Here is a 19913-nt window from a genome sequence, read left to right as displayed (position 1 = left end):
CCACTCGGCAGCGGGGGATCAGCGCAGCGCGGCCCGGGCACGGGCGCTGACCAGGTCGACCGCCGCGGTCAGCACGACCAGCGCGACCAGCACCGTGGTCACCGCGCCCCAGTCGAACACCGCCAACCGGGAGGCCAGCAGCGCCCCGAGCCCGCCGGCGCCGAGCAGCCCGACCAGCACGGTGTCCCGGACGGCCACCTCCCAGCGGTAGAGCGCGTAGGCCAGCACCGGTCCGGTCGCGGCCGGCAGCACCGAGTACAGCCACCCCGCCACCGGGCTCGCACCCAGCGCGGTGAGCGCCGCCCGGGGTCGGGGGTCGAGCTCCTCGGTGGCCTCCGCGGCCAGCCGGCCGAGCACGCCGAGGGTGTAGACGCCCAGTGCGAGCGCCCCCGGCAGGACCCCGGGCAGCAGCACGAACAGCAGCACCAGTGCCCACACCGGCGGTGGGACGGCGCGCAGCAGCAGCAGCGCCGCCCGGACGACGGCCCCGGTCAGCCGTCGCGCGACCGTGGGCCGGACCGGGTGCGCGGCGACCCCGGCCAGCAGCACCGCACCGACGGTGGCCACGGCGATCGCGATGACCGACATCTGCACGGTGTCCACGGCCGCCGAGGCCACGGCCGACAGCAGCGGGCCGTCGACGTCCGGCGGCCAGGCGGCGGCGAGCACGTAGCGCAGCTGGTCGCCGGTGCGGTCGGAGACCAGCGTCGCCGGGGAGACCGCCAGGTACCACCACGACCACGCGACGGCGGCCAGCGTGGTCAGGACGGCGGTGGTCAGCAGCGGGTCGCGGCGCAGCCGGTCGCCGGCCGGACGGGGGTCGGCCACCCGCCGGCGCACCGCCCGCCCGGCCACCACGGCCAGCACGCACAGCGCCGACAGCGCGTAGACGCACGACCACACCTCCGGCCAGCGCAGCGAGCTGAACGACAGCGACAGCTGGTAGCCCAGCCCGCCGGCGCCGATCAGGCCGAGCACCACCGCCGAGCGCACGGCGCACTCCAGCCGGTAGAAGGAGTAGGACAGCAGCCCGCCCGACGCCGCGGGCAGCAGCCCGTACAGCGCGGCGGGGACGGGGCCGGCGCCGGTGGCGCGCAGCGCCTCGTACGGGCCGCGGGGCACCTCGTCGAGCAGGTCGGCGAACACCTTGGCGGTGACCGCGCCGTAGGGGATGCCGATCGCCAGCACGCCCACCCACGGGTCCAGCCCCAGCAGGTTGACCAGCAGCAGCCCCCACACCGCCTCGTGCAGCCCGCGCGGGACGGCGAGCGCGCCGCGGGCCAGCGCCCAGCCCAGCCGGCGGCGTCCCCAGGTGGTGCGGGCGACCGCCACCGCGCCCACCGCGCCCAGCCCGACCGCCAGCGCGGCGCCGAGGGCCGCGTAGGCGACGGTGATGAGCACCGACGACGCGAGCACGCCGAGGAAGGCGGCATCAGTGGCGGGGGAGAGGGCGGCCGCGGCGAACCGGCCGAACTGGCGGGTGCCGGCGGTGTTGACCACCGCGCCGGAGAACAGCCCGGCCCCGGCCAGCGACCAGCCCAGGACGACGAGCGTGCCCAGCCCCCACGCCCAGCGCACGCCGTCCCGCCGCAGCGCCGGGACGCCCGCAGCGCGGGTGGTCACCGCGGTCACCGGCGGTAGAAGGCGGTCAGGTCGGCGAGGGACAGGACGGCGGTGGGGGAGTCCAGCACCACCCGCCCGGCGGCCAGCCCGACCACCCGGGTGCAGTGCCGCAGCGCCAGTGCCGGGTCGTGCAGCGAGGCCACCAGGGTGCTGCCGGTGCCGGCGAGCAGGGCCATCGTGCGGTCGGCGAGCACCGGGTCCAGCGCGGACGCCGGCTCGTCGGCGAGCACCAGCTCCGGCCGCTGCACCAGCACCCGGGCCACGGCCACCCGCTGCCGCTGCCCGCCCGACAGCCGGTCGGTGCGCTCCCAGACCCGGTCGGCCAGTTCCACCTCGGTCAGCGCGGCCAGCACCTCGGGCAACCCCTGCGGGCGCAGCAGCGACACCGCGGCCCGCCATGCCGGCCACGTCGCCAGCCGCCCGGCGTTGACGTTGTGCACCACCCGCAGCTGCCCGACCAGCTCCAGGTGCTGGTGCACGGTGCCCACCCGGGCGCGCAGCTGCCGCAGCGCGCGGCCGGACAGCGCACCCGGGTCGGCGCCCAGCACCTCGACCGTGCCCGCGGTGGCCGGCACCGAGCCGTTGGCCACCGCGAGCAGCGTCGACTTGCCGGCGCCCGACGCCCCGACCACGGCCACCCGCTCGCCGACGTCCACGGTCAGGTCGACGCCGTCCAGCGCGGGAGTGGAGCCGTGGGTGACCGAGACGCCGTGCAGCCGGAGGACGGCGGTCAGCTGACCAGTCCCAGGGAGCGGCCGATCTGCTCGATCTGGTCGTAGTCGCTCGCGGTGGCCGGGACGAAGGCGCCGGCGCCGAACAGCTCGAGCACCGGGTCGCCGGTGGGCAGGCCGGTGAACCACCCGGTCAGCCGGGTCGCGAAGTCGGCGCCCAGCCGCTGGGGGGCCTGCGGGCCCAGCAGCCAGTGGTAGTCGTGGAAGGCCGGCGTCCGGGCGTACTGCACCACCGCGGGGTCGACCGTGCCGGCTGCCGTCCGGCTCTCCCACACCTGCTCGTTGAGCACGCCGGCCTGGTAGGTGCCCGCGGCCACCAGTGCCAGCGTCGCGTCGTGCGAGCCGGAGAAGCCCGGGCCGCCCGGGAAGCCCTGCGGGTCCACGCCCTGCTCGCGCAGGAAGTACGCCGGCATCAGCCGGCCCGATGTCGAGGTCTCGCTGCCGTAGGTGAACCGCAGCGGCGCCAGCGGGGTCAGGTCGTCGGCCGGGGCGAGCCCGGTCGCGGCGTTGACCACGAAGACCGAGTGGAAGTCCTGGTCGATGTCGCGCTGGGCGAGCGGCTGCGCGCCGGGTGTCTGCAGCCGCGCCTGCACGCCGGTGAGCCCGCCGAACCAGACCAGGTCCAGGTCGCCGGTGCGGAAGAGGGAGACCGCGGCGGCGTAGTCGGTGACGGGGGAGTAGCTGACGTCGAGGTCCAGCGCGGCGGACATGGACTCGGCGACCGTGCCGTACAGGCGCTGGAGGACCTCGGGGTCCTGGTCGGGGATGGCACCGAGACGCAGGGCGCCCCGGCCGGAGGAGGGCGCCGCCCCCGGGGAGGACACGGGGGAGGTGCGGCCGCAGGCGGCGAGCGCGGCGGCCGTGGCGGTGGCCGCGGCGGCGGTGAGGAACCCGCGGCGGGACAACCCTGTCTGTGCTCGACCACCCGACCGGACGGCGCGACGGGTGCCCACTACGTCCTCGCGACGGGCTGCAGTGCGGGCATGACGGGACCTCCGGGGGACGGCGGGAACGGCGGGAGCGGACGGCGCCCATCGTCGCCCACGCCGGCGGCCCCGTCCTGCCCGGGGCCGTCAGCGCTGGGCGGCCGGCTGCACCACGATCTCGGTGACGTCGACGCCGTCGGGCTGGGCCAGCGCGTAGGAGATCGCCGCGGCGATCGTGTCCGCCGGCACCGTGTTCCGCCGGTAGGTGCGCATCAGCTCGGCCGCGGCCGGGTCGGTGATGGACCCGGCCAGCTCGCTCTCCACCACGCCGGGGGACACAGTGGTGACCCGGATGCCCGGGTCCAGCTCCTGGCGCAGCCCCTCGGTGATCGCCCAGGCCGCGTACTTGGTGCCGCAGTAGACGGCGGCGGTCGGGCTCACGGCGTGTGCGCCGACGGAGGCGACGGTGACGAAGTGGCCGCTGCCCTGGCGCTGGAAGTGCGGCAGGGCCGCCGCGATGCCGTGCAGCAGGCCGCGGACGTTCACGTCGATCATCAGGTCCCACTCGTCCACGCGCAGGGCGTCCAGCCGGGACAGCGGCATGACGCCGGCGTTGTTCACCACCACGTCGACCCGGCCGCGGGTGGCCACGACGGACTCCAGCAGGGCCCGGACGTCGGCGGCGACGGTGACGTCCACCCGGTGCGCCTCGGCGGAACCGCCGGCCGCCTCGATCTGCGCCACCAGCTCGGCCAGCCGGTCCTCGCGGCGGGCGGCCAGCACGACGTGGTGGCCCTCGGCGGCCAGGCGGAGTGCGGTGGCGGCGCCGATGCCGCTGCTGGCGCCGGTCAGCACGACCACCTTGTGGGTCGGGGAGGAGGAGGGTGTCGGGTTCTCGGTCATGCCGCCACCGTCCGGCGCGGCAGCGGACCGGACCAGGCCGGGCCGTGCCTGGGAGCACCGCACCCACCCACGGCCGCCGGTCCGGCCCTACGGTCGGGGCATGGCGTCTGACCTGGGTGACTTCCTGCGGGCCCGGCGGGCGCAGGTCACCCCGGCCCAGCTGGGGCTGCCCTCCTACGGCGCCCGCCGGGTGGCCGGGCTGCGCCGCGAGGAGGTGGCCCGGCAGGCGGAGATGAGCGTCGACTACTACACGCGGTTGGAGCAGGGCCGTGAGCGCCACCCCTCGCCGCAGGTGCTCGACGCCCTGGGGCAGGCGCTCCAGCTGTCCGAGGACAGCCGGTCGCACCTGTACCGGCTGGCCGGGCTGAGCCCCCGCCCGGACTGGGTCCCGCTGCCCGAACGGGTCGACCCCGCCCTGCTCGCCCTGCTGGACCGCTGGCCGGACACCCCAGCGCTCGTGCTGGGCCGCGCCTACGACGTGCTCGCCGCCAACCGGCTGGGCGAGGCGCTGTTCGGTGCCTCCCTGTCCTCCCGCAACCTCGTCGTCGCGCTGTTCTGCGACCCCGCGGCCCGGCAGCTGTACGCCGACTGGCCGCTGGTCGCCGCCAACACCGTCGCCGGTCTCCGGCTGGCCCAGGGTGCATGGGGCGAGGCGCCCCGCGTCCGCGCGGTGGTCGACCGGCTGCTGCAGGACAGCCCGGAGTTCGCCCGGCTCTGGCAGCGCAACGACGCCCGGGGCAAGACGCTGGAGGTCAAGCGGTTCCGCCACCCCGAGGTCGGGCCGCTCACGCTGGGGATGCAGTCCTTCGACGTCCGGGCCGCCCCCGGTCAGCAGCTCGTCGTCTACTCGGCCGAGTCGGGCTCGGCCAGCGCCGAGGGGCTCGCCCTGCTGGGGTCGGTGGCGGCGACCGCAGCCGGCTGAACGCTCAGCGTGCCGGGGCCGCCGCTCCCCAGCTGGCCAGCAGCGGCAGCTGCCGGGCGGTCGGGGACCCGGGCTCGGCGGTGTAGACGATCAGCCGCTGGTCGAGGTCGTGCGGGGCGGAGACCAGCTCGATGTCGAACGACAGCGGCCCGGCCACCGGGTGGGCGATCCGCTTGGGCACCGAGGCGTAGTCGCGCACGCCCTGGTCGTCCCACCAGCGGGCGACGTCGGGGTCGGCGGCCCGCAGCTCGTCGATCAGGGCGCGCAGCCGGACGTCGTCGGGGTGCCGGGCGGCGTCCCGGCGCAGCGCCCCCACCGACGCCATGGCGAACTGCGCCCAGTTGACGATCCGCTCGCGGGCCAGCGGGTCCAGGAACAGCCAGCGCAGCAGCGACGACCCCGGCTCGAAGGGGTGGCCGAGCACCGCGGTCAGCAGGGCGTTGCGGGCCAGCACCTCGCCGCGCTGGCCGAGCACGAGCGCCGGCAGGTGGTCCAGGCCGGTCATCAGCCGCAGCAGCCCCGGGTCGGCCCGCTGCGGCACCGAGGAGGTGGCCCGGCGGCGGCGGGTGGGGGCGGCCAGGTCGCGCAGGTGGGCGTGCTCGACGTCGTCCAGGCGCAGCGCCCGGGCCAGCGCGTCGAGCACCTCGTCGGAGACGTTGGCCTGCCGGCCCTGCTCCAGCCGCGAGTAGTAGTCCGGGCTCAGCCCGGCCAGCACCGCCAGCTCCTCCTTGCGCAGCCCCGGCACCCGCCGCGCCCCGGGGAAGGCGTCCATCCCGGCCTGGGCCGGGGTCAGCCGGTCGCGGCGGGAGCGCAGGAAGGCGCCCAGCGCGGCGCGGTCGGTCGGCATGCGTCCACGGTAGGGCCGCGACGTCGGTTCCCGGCTGGTCACGGCATGCCCAGGCTGAGCCGGACCTGGCCCGCCCCGGCTGCACCGGGTGCAGTGGGGCCATGACCTCACCGACCACCACCGCCGGCCGCCTGGCCGGCCGCACCGCCCTCGTCACCGGTTCCACCAGCGGCATCGGCGCCGCCATCGCCGTCGTGCTCGCCGCCGAGGGCGCCACCGTCGCGGTCAGCGGCCGGGACGCCGTCCGCGGCGAGGCCGTCGTCGCCGCGATCACCGCCGACGGCGGGCACGCCACCTTCGTCCCCGCGGACCTCGGCGGCAGCTACGCCGACCTGCGGGCCTTCGCCGCCGCCGCGACCGACGCCCTGGATGGGCGGGTCGACGTCCTGGTGAACAACGCCGGCATCTACCCGGTCACGGCCACCGCCGACCTGCCCGACGGCGACCTCGACGCGATGCTGGCGGTCAACGTCCGCGCCCCGCACGTGCTCGTCGGCGCGCTCGCCCCGGCGATGGCCGAGCGCGGCAGCGGGGTCGTGGTGACCATCGGGTCTTGGATGGCCTCGGTCGGCAGCCCCTTCGGCGCGATGTACACCGCGACCAAGGCCGCCGCCGAGCAGCTCACCCGGGCCTGGGCCGCCGAGTTCGGGCCGCGCGGCGTGCGGGTCAACACCGTCTCGCCGGGGGTCACGCGCACCCCGGGCAACGAGGCCGCCGGGGAGGTCCTGGACGCGATGACGGCCACCACGCCGGCCGGCACCCCGATCCGGCCCGAGGACGTCGCCCGCGGGGTGCTGTTCCTCGCCTCGGACGACGCGGCGATGGTGCACGGCATCACGCTCCGCGTCGACGGCGGCATCACCGGGACGAAGCTGTCCTGACCCCGGTCCCGGGTCGGCCGCCGCACCGGCCGACCCGAGGTCGTCAGGACATCTCGACGATGCTGCGGGTGACCGCGGACTGCTCGGTGAGGACGCCGGCGATCAGGTGCTGGGTCTCGTTGACCCGGTCGACCACCTCGCGGATGGAGTCCAGCGCCCCGACGACCCGCTGGACGTCGTCCTGGATGGTGGTGACCCGGTCGCTGACCTCGTCGGTGGCCAGCGCGGTCTCCCGGGCCAACTCCTTGACCTCCCCGGCGACGACCGCGAAGCCCTTGCCGGCCTCCCCGGCGCGCGCGGCCTCGATCGTGGCGTTGAGGGCGAGCAGGTTGGTCTGCTCGGCGATGCCGGTGATCACCCGGACGACCTTGTCGATCTCGGCGCTGGAGGTGCCCAGGCTGGCGACGAACTCGGCGGCCTGCCCGGCCACCCGCTGGCCCTCGCCGGCGACGGCGGTGGCCTCGGCGACGTTGCGCTCGACCTCCTGGATCGAGGCCACCATCTCCCGCGCCGCGGTGGCCACCCGCTCCGAGGCGCGCATCCGCTGGATGGTCTGGGAGACGAGGAAGGCGGTGTTGCGCAGCGCGTCGCGCCGGCTGTCGCTCATGACCAGCGTGCGCGTGGCGAAGAAGTCCATGGTCCCGAGGACCCGGCCGTCGACCGTGATCGGCAGGCAGACGCCCGACCGCACGCCCGCCTGCTGCGCGGCCGGCGCCCGGACGCAGTCCCTGACCTCGCCGAGGTCCTCGACGAACACCAGGTCGCGGGCCTTCCACGTGCGGCCGGCCACGCCGACGCCCTCGGCGAAGGACGCCGTCCGGCTGACCTGGCGGAAGGCCGGGCCGAGGTCGCCGGAGTCCAGCGCGAAGGTCAGCGCGTGGCGGCTCTCGTCGACGGTCCAGTAGGACCCGTAGTGCCAGTCGAACTCGCGGCGGATGGTGTCCAGCGCGGTCCGGACGGCGTCCTCGACGGTGGTCGCCGTGCTGAGCTCGCGGAGCAGGATGTTGATCGCGGCGACGTCGCCGGCGGCGCGCTCCTGGTCGGCGGCGGCGGTGACCCGGGTGAAGGCCTGGGACACCAGCGTGCCGACCGCGCGCAGCGCGTCCAGCCGCTCGGCGGTCGGGGTGAGCGTCTCGGTGGTGAAGAAGTCCATGGTCCCCAGGACCTCCCCGCCGCGCACGACCGGGAAGCAGACCCCGGACCTGACGCCCACCCGCTGGGCGGCCGGTGCGCGCACGCAGTCGGTCATCTCACCCAGGTCCGCGACGAAGAGCAGGTCGCGGGACCGCCACGCCCGCCCGGACAGCCCGACGCCCTCGGCGAAGGAGGCCGTCAGCGTGACCTCGCGGAACTCCCGCCCGGCGTCGCCGGACTCGACGGCGAAGTGCAGCGCGCGGTCACCGTGGTCGATCTTCCACCAGGAGCCGTAGGCCCAGCCGAAGCACTGCCGGACGGTGTCCAGCGCGGCGCGGGCCACCTCCTCCTCGGTGCGGGCGCCGTCCAGGGCCATGAGCACCCGGGTGACGGCGGTGACGTCCGAGCGCGCCTCGGCGAGCTCGGCGGCGGTGTCCGCGACAGGGCGGCGGGTGGTGATGCGCACGATGGCAGTCCTCCGGCTCGACATGGCCGTGGTCTCGACCGTCCGGTCGTGTACTCGGCAGCACCTGCACCGGGACGAACGGTCGCGCACGACCCGGACGTGGACTTCCAGGTTCCGGATTCACACGCGCCACTAGGGTCACGGCATGACCGAGGCCGCGCCCGACTGCCTGTTCTGCCGGATGGTCGCCGGGGAGATCACCCCCGACGTCGTCGCCGAGACCGCCACCACGCTGGCGTTCCGGGACATCGCCCCGCAGGCGCCGACGCACGTGCTGGTCGTGCCCAAGGCCCACCACGCGACGATCGGCGCCCTCGCTGCGGCCGACCCGGTGCTCGCCGCCGAGCTGCTCGCCGCCGCGCAGGCGGTCGCGGTGCAGGAGGGGCTGGCCAGCGACCAGGCCCCCGAGCCCGGTTGGCGGCTGGTCGCCAACAGCGGCCCGGGCGCCGGCCAGACGGTCCACCACGTGCACCTGCACGTGCTCGGCGGCCGCGGCCTGGGCTGGCCGCCCGGCTGACCCGGTCGGGGCCGGGGTGACCCGGTCGCGGCGACGGGGCAGGGAACCGCCGTCGGCGCGTAGACTCGCCCAGGTCACAGCCCCGTCACGGAAGGCAGGGTCGAGCGTTCTTGCCCGACACCTCACCAGGCGCCCCGATCGGTACCGCCTCGACGCGTGAGCTCTCCGCGCGCGCAGCGGCGATCACCGAGGGTGCCGCGGACGCTCAGGCCGTACCGGCCGCCGTCCGCACCTCCATCACCGTCCCCGCCACCGTCTCCATGGTCGCGCTCCTCGGCTCCGGCGACGAGCTGCTCCGCCTGGTCGAGAGCGAGATCGCCGCCGACGTGCACGTCCGGGGCAACGAGATCGCCGTGACCGGGCAGCCGGGTGACAACGCCTTCGCCGTCCGGGTCTTCGACGAGCTGATCGCGCTGCTGGCCACCGGTCAGACGCTGCGCCCGGACTCGGTGCGCCGCGTCGTCGGCATGCTGCGTGCCGGTGGCGGCGAGCGGCCCGCCGAGGTGCTCAGCCTCGACATCATCAGCCGCCGCGGCCGCACCATCCGGCCCAAGACGCTGAACCAGAAGCACTACGTCGACGCCATCGACACCCACAGCGTGATCTTCGGGATCGGCCCGGCCGGTACCGGCAAGACCTACCTGGCGATGGCCAAGGCCGTGCAGGCGCTGCAGACCAAGCAGGTCAACCGGATCATCCTCACCCGCCCCGCGGTGGAGGCCGGCGAGCGGCTGGGCTACCTCCCCGGCTCGCTGTCGGACAAGATCGACCCCTACCTGCGCCCGCTGTACGACGCGCTGCACGACATGGTCGACCCCGAGTCGATTCCGCGGCTGATGACGGCCGGCACCATCGAGGTCGCCCCGCTGGCCTACATGCGCGGACGCACGCTCAACGACGCGTTCGTGATCCTCGACGAGGCGCAGAACACCACCGCCGAGCAGATGAAGATGTTCCTCACCCGGCTCGGGTTCGGCTCCAAGATGGTCGTCACCGGCGACGTCACGCAGGTCGACCTGCCCGGTGGCGCGCAGAGCGGTCTGCGGGTGGTCCGCGACATCCTCGAGGGCATCGACGACGTCCACTTCGCCACCCTCACCAGCTCCGACGTGGTCCGGCACCGGTTGGTCGGCGACATCGTCGACGCCTACGAGCGCTATGACGCCACCCTGCTCCCCGCCCCCGCGGGCCAGTCCCGCAACCCCGCCCGGCCGGCCCGCCCGGCCCGGCAGCAGGGGAGCTGATCGACGTGCCCGTCGAGGTCGCGAACGAGTCCGAGATCCCCGTCGACGAGACCGCCCTGGCCGGCGTCTGCCGCTACGTGCTCGACGCCATGGAGGTCAGCCCGCTCGCCGAGCTGTCCGTGCTGTGCGTCGACGTCGACTACATGGCCACGCTGCACGAGCGGTGGATGGGCGAGAAGGGCCCCACCGACGTGCTGGCCTTCCCGATGGACGACCTGGACACCAAGCGGCCCGACGATCCCGAACCGGGTCCGGCGCTGCTCGGTGACGTCGTGCTGTGCCCGGCCGTCGCCGTCCGGCAGGCCCGCGCGGCCGGCCACTCGATGGCCGACGAGCTCCTCCTGCTGGCCACCCACGGCGTGCTCCACCTGCTGGGCTACGACCACATGGAGCCCGACGAGGAGAAGGAGATGTTCGGCCTGCAGGGCAAGCTGCTCGAGGGCTGGCGCTCCGTCCCGCGGGAACCGGTGACCGGCGAGCCCGTGGAGTCGGGCGACCGATGAGCCCGACAGCGATCGTCCTGCTGGTGATCGCGGTCCTCCTCGTGCTGGTCGCCGGTGTCTTCGGCGCGCTCGACGCCGCGCTGCAGCGGCTGTCGGTGGCGCGCGTGGAGGAGCTGCGCCGGGACGGCGCCAAGCGTGCCGGCCCGCTGATGGCGGTGGTCGAGGAGCGCGCGCGGCACGTGGCGCTGCTCCTGCTGCTGCGGATCGTGTGCGAGATGACCGCCGCGGTGCTCGTGGCCGGGGTGTTCTTCCGGCTCTTCGACTCCGTGCCGGTCGGCGTCGCCGTGGCCGCGGCGGTCATGACGGTGGTCAGCTACGTGCTGGTCGGCGTCGGCCCGCGCACGATCGGCCGGCAGCACGCCTACCCGATCGCGCTGGCCGCCGCCCCGCTGGTGCGGCTGCTCGGCCGGATGCTCGGGCCCATCGCCACGCTGCTGATCCTCATCGGCAACGCGATCACCCCGGGCAAGGGCTACCGCGACGGCCCGTTCAGCAGCGAGGTCGAGCTGCGCGAGCTGGTCGACATGGCCGAGGAGCGCGGCGTCGTCGAGTCCGGCGAGCGCAACATGATCCACGGCGTGTTCGAGCTCGGCGACACCATCGCCCGCGAGGTGATGGTGCCCCGGCCCGACGTGGTGTGGATCGAGCGCGGCAAGACCCTGCGCCAGGCGCTGGCGCTGTGCCTGCGCAGCGGGTTCAGCCGGCTGCCGGTCATCGGGGAGAACGTCGACGACATCATCGGCGTCGTCTTCCTCAAGGACCTCGTCCGCCGGTCCCAGGGCTCCTCGGACTCCCGGGTCAGCGAGCCGCGGGTCGAGGAGCTGATGCGCCGGGCGAGCTTCATCCCGGAGTCCAAGCCGGTCGACGAGCTGCTGCGGGAGATGCAGGCCAGCCGCACGCACATGGCCGTCGTCGTCGACGAGTACGGCGGTTTCGCCGGCCTGGTCACCATCGAGGACATCCTCGAGGAGATCGTCGGTGAGATCGCCGACGAGCACGACGCGGTGCAGCGGCCCCCGATCGAGGAGCTCGCCGACGGCTCGGTGCGGATCACCGCCCGGCTGCCGGTCGAGGACCTCGCCGACCTGTTCAAGGTGCAGCTCCCCGAGGACGACGGCGTCGAGACCGTCGGTGGGCTCCTGGCCCGCGAGCTCGGCGTGGTGCCCATCGAGGGCTCCGCGGCCGAGGTCGGCGGGCTGCGGCTGGTCGCCGAGAGCACCGGCGGACGGCGCAACCAGATCGACACGATCCTGGTCACCCGGGTGCCCGAGTCCGGTGAGGACGACGCCGAGCAGGCCGCCCGGGAGCCCGAGCACGCCACCGTGGAAGGCTGAGGAAGGACCCTCCCGCCCCACCGCTCCCGCTCGCGAACTCGCGGCGGGCCCCTGCGGGAGGGCCGGACCGACGGATGGGAGAGTGCTCCGGTGGCCGATCTGGACCCCGAGGACGCCAAGCTGATCACGCTGGCCCGTTCCGCCCGAGGCCGTACCGGCGCGCCCGAGGGCGCCGCGGTGCGCGACACCGACGGCCGCACCTACCTCGCCGCGACCGTGACGCTGCCCTCGCTGCAGCTGTCCGCGCTGCAGGCGGCGGTCGCGGCCGCGGTCTCCAGCGGGGTCGAGGGCCTGGAGGCGGCCGCGGTGGTCTCCGCCGGGGACGCCGTGGAGCCGGCCGGGCTGGCCGCGGTCCACGACCTGACGCCGTCCGCGCCGGTGCTGCTCGCCGGGCCCGACGGCGTGCTGCGCGCCCAGATGTGACGGTCGGCCTGCCGCAGGCAGCGTCCTGGCGATGTGCCGAAAGTTGTAGGGCGACTACACCGTTCGGGGGCTGAGGTTCCGTCGTCGATGAGACAGGGTGGGTGGGTGACCGGGGACGAGAGCGCGGCTGTGCTGCGTCCCCGGCCCGTCCCGGCAGGGACGCGCGCCCGGGGGGCGGCGTCCGCCGGTCCGGGTCCCGCTGTCCTGCCGCCTGCCACCGGCCTCCGGTGACGCAGGCGGGCGACGGGGCGCCCGACGTCCTCCTCGGCGACGCGCACGGGGGTGCCGCCGAGGAGGACCTCCCGGGAGGTCCGGCAGAGGACGCAGCGGTCGACGACGAGGTCGTCGCTGCGTTCCTCGCCGACGTCGCCCTCGTCTCGCCCCGGCTGGTCGCCGACCCCGACCTCCGCGCGCTGCTGGCCGGGCGTGCGCTGGCCGTCCTGCACACCACCCGTGCGCGGCTGCGCGGTCAGCCCGCGCCCGAGCGCGCACCCGACGTCGGCGCCGTCCGGGCGCGCAGCCACGTGCACCCGGCCGAGTCGCTGCGGGCGGCGAGCCTGCTGTTCCGGCACGCGCTGCCGCCGCTGCTCTCCCAGGCCGCGGGCCTGGTGACCGGTCCCCGGGCCGCCGAGCGGATCGCCCTCGTCCTGCACGAGGTCATCGACGCGCTCGTCGTGCCGGCCGCCACCTCCTACGTCGACGTGCTGCTGTCCCGGATCAGCGACGCGAACCGCGACGAGCGCCGCCGCGTGGCCCGAGACCTGCACGACCACACCAGCCACGGCATCGGCGCGGCCATGCAGGGGCTGGACCTGGCCCTGCACCTGGTCGACACCGGCCGGCCGCTGGACCCCGACCGGCTGCGGTCGACCCGCCAGCTGCTGCTGGACACCCTCAACGACGTCCGCAGCCTGGCCACCCGGCTGCGCGACATGGTGGGCCACCGGACCCTGGCCCAGGCGCTGCAGGAGTACCTGGACTTCACCGTCCCGGTCGGGCTGTCGGCGACGCTGACCGAGCAGGGTGAGGAGGCGGTCGAGCTGCCGTCCCACGTCAAGGAGGAGAGCTACCTGATCGTGCGCGAGGCCATCCGCAACTCGCTCCTGCACGCCCGCGGGGCGACCCGCCTGGACGTGACCCTCCGCGTCGCCGGGGCCCAGCTGACCGCGGTGGTCGAGGACGACGGTGCCGGCTTCGACCCGGCCACGGTCGACACCACCCGCACCGTCGGCCTGGCCTCGCTCCGTGAGCGGGCCCACGGGCTGGGCGGCCGCGCCGTCCTGGACGCCGGGCCGGGCGGGGTCACGATGACGCTGACCGTCCCGCTCACGGCGGCACTGGCGTGACCGGCGCGCTGCGGGAGCTGGGGGTGGTCCTCGTCGACGACCACCGGCTGTTCCGCGAGAGCCTCGGCGCGCTGCTGTCGGTGCACGAGGGCATCGAGGTCGTCGCGGAGGGCTCCAACGGTGAGGAGGCCGTGCGGCTGGCCCGCCAGCACCGCCCCGACGTCGTGCTGCTGGACGTGGAGATGCCCGGTCAGTCGGTGCTCACCTCGCTGGTGGAGATCCGCGCGGCGTCGCCGACGACGAAGGTCGTCGTCCTCACCATGCACGAGAACACCCCGCTGGCCCGGCAGCTGCTGCTGCGCGGCGCCTCGGCCTACCTGATCAAGACCATCGGCCACCACGAGCTGGTCGCGGCCATCCGGGCCAGCACCGAGCACGAGCAGGACCTGGTCACCCTGTCGGTGTCCCGCAGCGGGCTGGCCGGGCTGACCTCGCCGGCCGCGCCGGTGCTGTCCGACCGCGAGGTGGAGGTGCTGACCCTGGTCGCCCGCGCCTGCTCCAACGCCGTGATCGCCACCGAGCTGCGGATCAGCGAGGGGACCGTCAAGCGGCACCTGAGCAACATCAACAGCAAGCTCGGCTCGACGTCGCGGCTGGACGCCGTCCGCCGGGCCACCCGGGCCCGGCTCCTGCCGCCCACCCTCGACGACGAGTGAGGACCTCGTCCCCCTCAGGTCCAGGACGAGGCCGGGGTCTACGGGAGCGGGCGGCCCAGGGCGTCGGCGACGGCGGCCGGGTCGCGCACCCAGACGGTGAACGACCGCGGCGTCTCCCCGTCGGTGTCCAGGTGGGCCACGCTGATCCGCTGCCGCCCGGGCCACCAGCCGCCCCGGCGGCGGGGCCTCGGCCACCCGGCCGGCGCCGACCCGCGGACGACCTCGGTGACCAGCACCAGCGGGACCACCCCGAAGGACGACGTCTGGCGCAGCCCGGCGATGTCGGTGGAGACCGCCCAGTCGCCGATGGTGAACCGCCCGGTCGAGACGACGAGGACCAGCAGGCCCAGGCCGACCGCCACCGGTGCCTCGGCGGCGACCGCGGCGCCGCTGTCCCGCCAGCCCAGGAAGCCCAGCCACACCGCGACGGCCAGCACGGTCAGGCCGATCACCACCGGGCTGGCCACGTCGTACTGCCAGTAGCGCAGCGGGCGCGGGACCACGGTGGCGCTCCGCTTGGGCCCCCGGCGGGCGAGGTAGCCGTAGCTGCCCGTCTGCGTGCGGTGCTGCTCCCGGGCCCGCGCCGCCTGGACCGCCAGGGGCTCACCGTCGTTGCGTCGCGACCGGGGAGGCATGCCGACCATGATCGCAGGGCCGCCGGCGCGCCCTCCTGCGGTCAGGGGCGAGCGGGAGGGGAGAACGGTCGGTGCGCAGTGGGAGACTGGACGGCGTGACCCCTCCCGAGCAGCCCGTCCACCGCAGCGGGTTCGTCGCCCTGGTCGGGCGTCCCAACGCCGGGAAGACCACGCTCACCAACGCCCTGGTCGGCGAGAAGGTCGGCATCGTCAGCAACCGGCCGCAGACCACCCGGCACGCCATCCGCGGTGTCGTCCACCGCCCGGCCGGCCAGCTCGTGCTGGTCGACACCCCGGGCCTGCACAAGCCCAAGAGCCTGCTCGGCCAGCGGCTCAACGACGTCGTCCGCGACACCCTCGCCGACGTCGACGTCATCGTGTTCTGCATCCCGGCCGACCAGCCGGTGGGCACCGGGGACGCCTTCATCGCCCGGCAGCTGAAGAACGTCACCACCCCGGTGGTGCTGGTGGTCACCAAGACCGACGCCGCGGGCAAGAAGGCGATCACCGAGCAGCTGCTCGCGGCCAGCCAGCTCGTCGACGCCGTGGAGGTCGTCCCGGTCAGCGCCGTGGCCGGCGACCAGGTCGAGCTGCTGTCCGACATCCTGATCAAGATGCTGCCCGAGGGCCCGCCGCTGTACCCGGAGGAGCAGACCACCGACGAGGACGTCGAGCGGCAGATCGCCGAGCTGGTCCGCGAGGCGGCGCTGGAGAAGGTCCGCCAGGAGGTCCCGCACTCCCTCGCCGTCAGCGTCGAGGAGATCATCCGCAAGCCCGACCCCCGGGACGCGAGCGCCGTGTTCACCGAGGTCCACGCGCTGCTGCACGTCGAGCGCGCCAGCCAGAAGCCGATGCTGCTGGGCAAGGGCGGGAACATCATCAAGGCGATCGGCAGCGAGGCCCGGGTCGGGCTGGAGACGCTGCTGGGCGGCCGGGTCCACCTGGACCTGCACGTCACGGTGCTGGGGGAGTGGCAGGACGACCCGAAGAAGCTGAACAGGCTGGGCTATTGAGGAGCGGAGCGATCCGCCGCCGGGGGGCGGGGCGTTAGGTGTCGAACACCCCGCAGGCGCTGTACCGGGACGAGGGCGTGGTGCTGCGCACCCAGAAGCTCGGTGAGGCCGACCGGATCGTCACCGTGCTCACCCGGCGCACCGGCAAGGTCCGTGCCGTGGCCAAGGGCGTACGGCGCACCAAGAGCAAGTTCGGTGCCCGGCTCGAGCCGTTCAGCCACGTCGACCTGCAGCTCTACACCGGCCGCAACCTCGACATCGTCAGCCAGGCCGAGTCCATCCGCCCCTACGGCACCGAGATCGTCTCCGACTACCGGGCCTACACCGCCGGCACCGCGGTCCTGGAGACCGCCGACCGGCTGACGGTCGAGGAGAAGGAGCCCTCGCTGCGGATGTTCCTGCTGGTCATCGGCGCACTGCGCACGCTGGCCGAGGGGCAGAAGCCGGCCTCGCTGGTGCTGGACGCCTTCCTGCTGCGCGCGATGTCGGTGGCCGGCTGGGAGCCCGCGCTGGGCGACTGCGCCCGCTGCGGTGAGGCCGGGCCGCACCGTCACTTCTCCGTCCCCGCCGGCGGGACCGTCTGCCCGTCCTGCCGTCCCACCGGGTCGGCGATGCCGAGTCCGGTCACCATCGAACTGCTGGAGGCGCTGTTGTCCGGCGACTGGGCCCAGGCCGAGAACAGCCTGAGCATCAACCGCAAGGAGGGCAGCGGCCTGGTCGCGGCCCTGCTGCAGTGGCACCTGGAGCGTGGGCTGCGCTCGCTGCCGTTGGTGGACCGGACGTGAGCGGAGAGGGTCGTGAGCATCGCAGCGAGGTACGAGCGAGGAGCGGAGCGGTCCACGTGAGCGAACCGGTGACATGGTGAGGCGGGAGGTGAAGGCCCCGAGCCCGCACCCCTCCGGTGCCCGCCCGCCGGCGATCCCGGCGGACAAGGTGCCGCACCACGTGGCGATCGTGATGGACGGCAACGGCCGCTGGGCGAAGTCCCGCGGGCTGCCGCGCACCGCCGGGCACGAGTCCGGTGAGGCGTCGCTGTTCGACTGCGTGGAGGGCGCCATCGAACTCGGCGTGAAGGCGATCAGCGCCTACGCGTTCTCCACGGAGAACTGGAAGCGCAGCCCCGACGAGGTGAGGTTCCTGATGGGCTTCAACCGCGACGTCATCCGCCGCCGCCGCGACGAGATGCACGAGCTCGGCGTGCGGGTGCGCTGGGCCGGTCGCCGTCCGCGGCTGTGGGGCAGCGTCATCAAGGAGCTCGAGGTCGCCGAGGAGCTCACGAAGGACAACGACGTCCTGACCCTGACGATGTGCGTCAACTACGGCGGCCGCGCCGAGATCGCCGACGCCGCCGCGGCCATCGCCCGGGAGGTCGCCGCCGGGCGGATCAGGCCGGACAAGGTCGACGAGGAGACCGTCGCCCGGTTCCTCGACGAGCCCGACATGCCCGACGTCGACCTGTTCGTGCGCAGCTCGGGGGAGAACCGCACCAGCAACTTCCTGCTGTGGCAGTCGGCCTACGCCGAGTTGGTCTTCCTGGACACGCTCTGGCCGGACTTCGACCGCCGCCACCTGTGGCAGGCCTGCGAGGAGTACGCCAGTCGGCAGCGCCGGTTCGGCAGCGCCTAGGCCCCCTCTCGGGGCCCGCCCTGAGCTGGCGGAGGGGGCCGTCAACTCCCCACCACTCGCGCGCACGCGGCGGGCCCTGCAGGAGGGCCGGTACAGGTGCTCCGCTAGGGCAGGTCGAAGCGGGAGACCAGGCCGCGCAGCTCCTCGGTGATGGTGGCCAGGGCGACGGCGGTCTCCCGGGTGGAGGCGATGGACTGTGCGGTGGAGCGGGTCGCGGCGGTCACCGTGCGCACGTCGGCGCTGACGCCCTCGGTGCCGGTGGCGGCCTGGGCCACGTTGCGGCTCATCTCCGCCGTCGTCGCGCTCTGCTCCTCCACCGCCGAGGCGATGGTCTGCTGGTGGTTGTTGACCTGTTCGACGATGGCGGCGATCTCCGCGATCGAGGCCGCCGCCCCGGCGGTGTCGGCCTGGATGGTCTCGACCCGGCGGGTGATGTCCTCGGTGGCCCGCTGCGTCTCCTGGGCCAGCTCCTTGACCTCGTTGGCGACCACGGCGAAGCCCTTGCCGGCCTCCCCGGCGCGGGCGGCCTCGATGGTGGCGTTGAGCGCCAGCAGGTTGGTCTGCTCGGCGATGGAGGTGATCGCCGCGACGACGTCCCCGATCTGCCGGGAGGACTCACCGAGCCGGGCGACCTGGGCCGTGGTCCGCTGCGCCGCCACCACGGCCGAGGCGCCCACCCGGGCGGCCTCGGAGGTGGAGTGCGCGATCTCCCGGATGGAGACGCCCATCTCCTCCGCGCCGGCGGCGACGGTGCGCACGTTCTCGCTGACCAGCTCGGTGGCGGCCTGGGCGGTGCCGGCCACCTCGGTGCCGCGGGCGGCGTCCCGGGTGACGTCGTCGGACAGGCCGCGGAGCTGGTCGGAGGCCGTGGACAGGTCCCCGGTGCGGTCGCGCAGGCCGCCCAGTGCGCTGCCCATGTCCTCCAGTGACCGGTTGAGCGCGACGGCCAGCGCGCGCAGCTCGTCGGTGCCGGACTCGGGCAGGCGGGGGCGGAGGTCCCCGTCGGCCACCTGCTCGAGCACGCCGACCGCGTGGTCCAGGGGCCGGGTCAGGGCGCGGGCCACCAGCAGGGCCACCACCGCGACGACGGCGGCGACCACCACGGCGACCAGCAGCACCGCCTGCAGCAGGGCCGAGGCCGGGGCCACGGCGTCACCGAGGTGCTCGCTGAGCACCACGCCCCAGCCGTAGCCGGCGAAGCCCAGCGCCCCCTCGGACGCCGACCAGCCGCGCACCTTCTCGACGTCCGCACCGGTGCCGTCGGCGAGTTCGTCGGTGCCGTGCCCGGACGCGCCGGCCGCCACCGCGGTGGCCGCGGGGGAGCCGGTCGCGGTGAGGTCGAGGGAGTCCTGGGCGCCCGGGCCGACGAGGACGACGCCGTCCTCGCGCAGCAGCTGGGCGGTGACGGCGACGCCACGGTCACCCAGCCCGGCGACCTGCTCGTCCAAGATCTGGCCCATCACCCGGGGCACCGAGGCCCAGTTGACCCACAGCCGCTCGGCCTGGCCGTCGGCGCCGTAGACGGGGGCAGCGAACACCAGCGTCGCGTCGTCCCGGCCGCTCGCCGCGCTGACCAGCGGGTCGACCTCGGGGTCCTGCACGTAGGTCTGGCCGGCCGGCAGGGCCAGTGCCTCGGCGAACCACGGCCGGGTCGACAGGTCGGCACCGGCGTAGGACGCGGGGTCGATCGGCTGGCCGTCGCCGGTGACGCTGTTGCCGCCGACCACCCGGCCGTCCCGGTCGACGACGAGCAGCAGGTCGTAGATGACGTAGTTCCTGCTGTAGAAGTCCGCGGCCTCGGCGACCGTCGGCGGCTCGGCCGAGGCGTCGGGGTTGAAGGCGAAGGCCTGCACGTCGCCGTAGCGCTCGAAGAGGTTGCGGTCGATCTTGTCGATCGTGGACCGGGCCTCGCTCTGCAGCAGCTCCCCCGAGTTGCGCACCCAGTCGCCCTCGCTGCGCTGCCAGGCGAAGACGCCCAGCCCGGCGAGCGGGACCGTGCTGCAGGCGAGCACGACCAGCACCAGGAGGGTGCGCAGGGAACGCAGGCGCAGGGCGGTGGTCAGGCGGTGACCGGTCATGGTCGGACCCCTCTCGGAGAGCACGGCGCCCGGCTGGTCGCAGGCGGGTGTGCAGCTCAACGATCGGCAGTGCACGACCGGATCGACACCGATGCGCCGTGTGAC

20 protein-coding genes are annotated in these 19913 nt (G+C 74.8%); 12 read left to right on the top strand and 8 right to left on the bottom strand.

Going from position 1 to position 19913, the window contains the following annotated elements; translation table 11 throughout:
- Positions 1-18: 18 nt before the first annotated feature.
- The 4 genes from O2W14_RS06700 to O2W14_RS06685 form a co-directional block, all read right to left on the bottom strand.
- Positions 19-1623: a PhnE/PtxC family ABC transporter permease gene (locus tag O2W14_RS06700; RefSeq protein ID WP_269175299.1), complete on the bottom strand. Its 1605-nt coding sequence runs from the start codon at positions 1621-1623 to the stop codon at positions 19-21.
- 5 nt (positions 1624-1628) lie between these two features.
- Complete coding sequence (locus O2W14_RS06695; protein ID WP_269175535.1) at positions 1629-2300, bottom strand: phosphonate ABC transporter ATP-binding protein; 672 nt, start codon at positions 2298-2300, stop codon at positions 1629-1631.
- Positions 2301-2353: 53 nt separating this feature from the next.
- Complete coding sequence (locus O2W14_RS06690) at positions 2354-3259, bottom strand: putative selenate ABC transporter substrate-binding protein (RefSeq protein WP_269175298.1); 906 nt, start codon at positions 3257-3259, stop codon at positions 2354-2356.
- 168 nt (positions 3260-3427) lie between these two features.
- Positions 3428-4183: an SDR family oxidoreductase gene (locus tag O2W14_RS06685; protein ID WP_269175297.1), complete on the bottom strand. Its 756-nt coding sequence runs from the start codon at positions 4181-4183 to the stop codon at positions 3428-3430.
- Between the two features lie 100 nt (positions 4184-4283).
- Here O2W14_RS06685 and O2W14_RS06680 point away from each other — a divergent pair, with 100 nt between their 5' ends.
- Entirely contained in the window at positions 4284-5105 is an 822-nt protein-coding gene (locus O2W14_RS06680) for a helix-turn-helix transcriptional regulator (protein WP_269175296.1), read from the top strand.
- A gap of 4 nt (positions 5106-5109) precedes the next feature.
- Here O2W14_RS06680 and O2W14_RS06675 read toward each other — a convergent pair whose 3' ends face one another.
- Positions 5110-5952, bottom strand: coding sequence for a helix-turn-helix transcriptional regulator (locus O2W14_RS06675; RefSeq protein ID WP_269175295.1), 843 nt, complete (start codon positions 5950-5952; stop codon positions 5110-5112).
- 101 nt (positions 5953-6053) lie between these two features.
- On the opposite strand from O2W14_RS06675, the gene O2W14_RS06670 reads away from it, so the two are divergent.
- On the top strand, positions 6054-6833 hold the full coding sequence (locus tag O2W14_RS06670; RefSeq protein ID WP_269175294.1) for an SDR family NAD(P)-dependent oxidoreductase: 780 nt from the start codon (positions 6054-6056) through the stop codon (positions 6831-6833).
- Positions 6834-6876: 43 nt separating this feature from the next.
- On the opposite strand, the gene O2W14_RS06665 is transcribed toward O2W14_RS06670, so the two are convergent.
- A complete protein-coding gene (locus O2W14_RS06665; RefSeq protein ID WP_269175293.1) occupies positions 6877-8433 on the bottom strand; it encodes a GAF domain-containing protein in 1557 nt (518 codons plus the stop codon).
- Positions 8434-8578: 145 nt separating this feature from the next.
- On the opposite strand from O2W14_RS06665, the gene O2W14_RS06660 reads away from it, so the two are divergent.
- From O2W14_RS06660 to O2W14_RS06630, 7 genes are all read left to right on the top strand, one after another.
- Positions 8579-8950 (top strand): HIT domain-containing protein, encoded by a 372-nt coding sequence (locus tag O2W14_RS06660; protein ID WP_269175292.1) that lies wholly within the window; start codon positions 8579-8581, stop codon positions 8948-8950.
- A gap of 110 nt (positions 8951-9060) precedes the next feature.
- Entirely contained in the window at positions 9061-10194 is a 1134-nt protein-coding gene (locus O2W14_RS06655; protein WP_269175291.1) for a PhoH family protein, read from the top strand.
- Positions 10195-10199: 5 nt separating this feature from the next.
- The gene (ybeY, locus tag O2W14_RS06650; protein WP_269175290.1) at positions 10200-10697 is read left to right on the top strand and encodes an rRNA maturation RNase YbeY; all 498 of its coding nucleotides are present in this window, start codon (positions 10200-10202) and stop codon (positions 10695-10697) included.
- Positions 10694-12031, top strand: a complete 1338-nt coding sequence (locus tag O2W14_RS06645; protein ID WP_269175289.1) for a hemolysin family protein — start codon at positions 10694-10696, stop codon at positions 12029-12031. Before ybeY ends, O2W14_RS06645 begins: the two co-directional genes overlap by 4 nt.
- A gap of 90 nt (positions 12032-12121) precedes the next feature.
- On the top strand, positions 12122-12454 hold the full coding sequence (locus tag O2W14_RS06640) for a cytidine deaminase (RefSeq protein ID WP_269175288.1): 333 nt from the start codon (positions 12122-12124) through the stop codon (positions 12452-12454).
- A gap of 227 nt (positions 12455-12681) precedes the next feature.
- Positions 12682-13800, top strand: a complete 1119-nt coding sequence (locus tag O2W14_RS06635; RefSeq protein ID WP_269175287.1) for a sensor histidine kinase — start codon at positions 12682-12684, stop codon at positions 13798-13800.
- A complete protein-coding gene (locus tag O2W14_RS06630; protein ID WP_269175286.1) occupies positions 13797-14456 on the top strand; it encodes a response regulator transcription factor in 660 nt (219 codons plus the stop codon). Before O2W14_RS06635 ends, O2W14_RS06630 begins: the two co-directional genes overlap by 4 nt.
- Before the next feature lie 38 nt (positions 14457-14494).
- On the opposite strand, the gene O2W14_RS06625 is transcribed toward O2W14_RS06630, so the two are convergent.
- Positions 14495-15091 carry a hypothetical protein gene (locus tag O2W14_RS06625; protein ID WP_269175285.1) on the bottom strand — a complete coding sequence of 199 codons (597 nt, stop codon included), beginning with the start codon at positions 15089-15091 and terminating at the stop codon, positions 14495-14497.
- Positions 15092-15186: 95 nt separating this feature from the next.
- On the opposite strand from O2W14_RS06625, the gene era reads away from it, so the two are divergent.
- From era to O2W14_RS06610, 3 genes are all read left to right on the top strand, one after another.
- A complete protein-coding gene (era, locus tag O2W14_RS06620) occupies positions 15187-16104 on the top strand; it encodes a GTPase Era (protein WP_269175284.1) in 918 nt (305 codons plus the stop codon).
- 38 nt (positions 16105-16142) lie between these two features.
- Entirely contained in the window at positions 16143-16889 is a 747-nt protein-coding gene (gene recO / locus O2W14_RS06615; RefSeq protein WP_269175283.1) for a DNA repair protein RecO, read from the top strand.
- An 88-nt stretch (positions 16890-16977) separates the two neighbouring features.
- Positions 16978-17730 carry an isoprenyl transferase gene (locus tag O2W14_RS06610; RefSeq protein WP_269175282.1) on the top strand — a complete coding sequence of 251 codons (753 nt, stop codon included), beginning with the start codon at positions 16978-16980 and terminating at the stop codon, positions 17728-17730.
- A gap of 104 nt (positions 17731-17834) precedes the next feature.
- On the opposite strand, the gene O2W14_RS06605 is transcribed toward O2W14_RS06610, so the two are convergent.
- Positions 17835-19808 carry a methyl-accepting chemotaxis protein gene (locus O2W14_RS06605; protein ID WP_269175281.1) on the bottom strand — a complete coding sequence of 658 codons (1974 nt, stop codon included), beginning with the start codon at positions 19806-19808 and terminating at the stop codon, positions 17835-17837.
- Between the last annotated feature and the right edge of the window lie 105 nt (positions 19809-19913).

It is taken from the genome of Modestobacter sp. VKM Ac-2986, from assembly GCF_026967795.1.
Lineage (GTDB): Bacteria > Actinomycetota > Actinomycetes > Mycobacteriales > Geodermatophilaceae > Modestobacter.
Note: the sequence above shows the minus strand (reverse complement) of the source record. Positions and strands in the feature narration are given on the sequence as shown.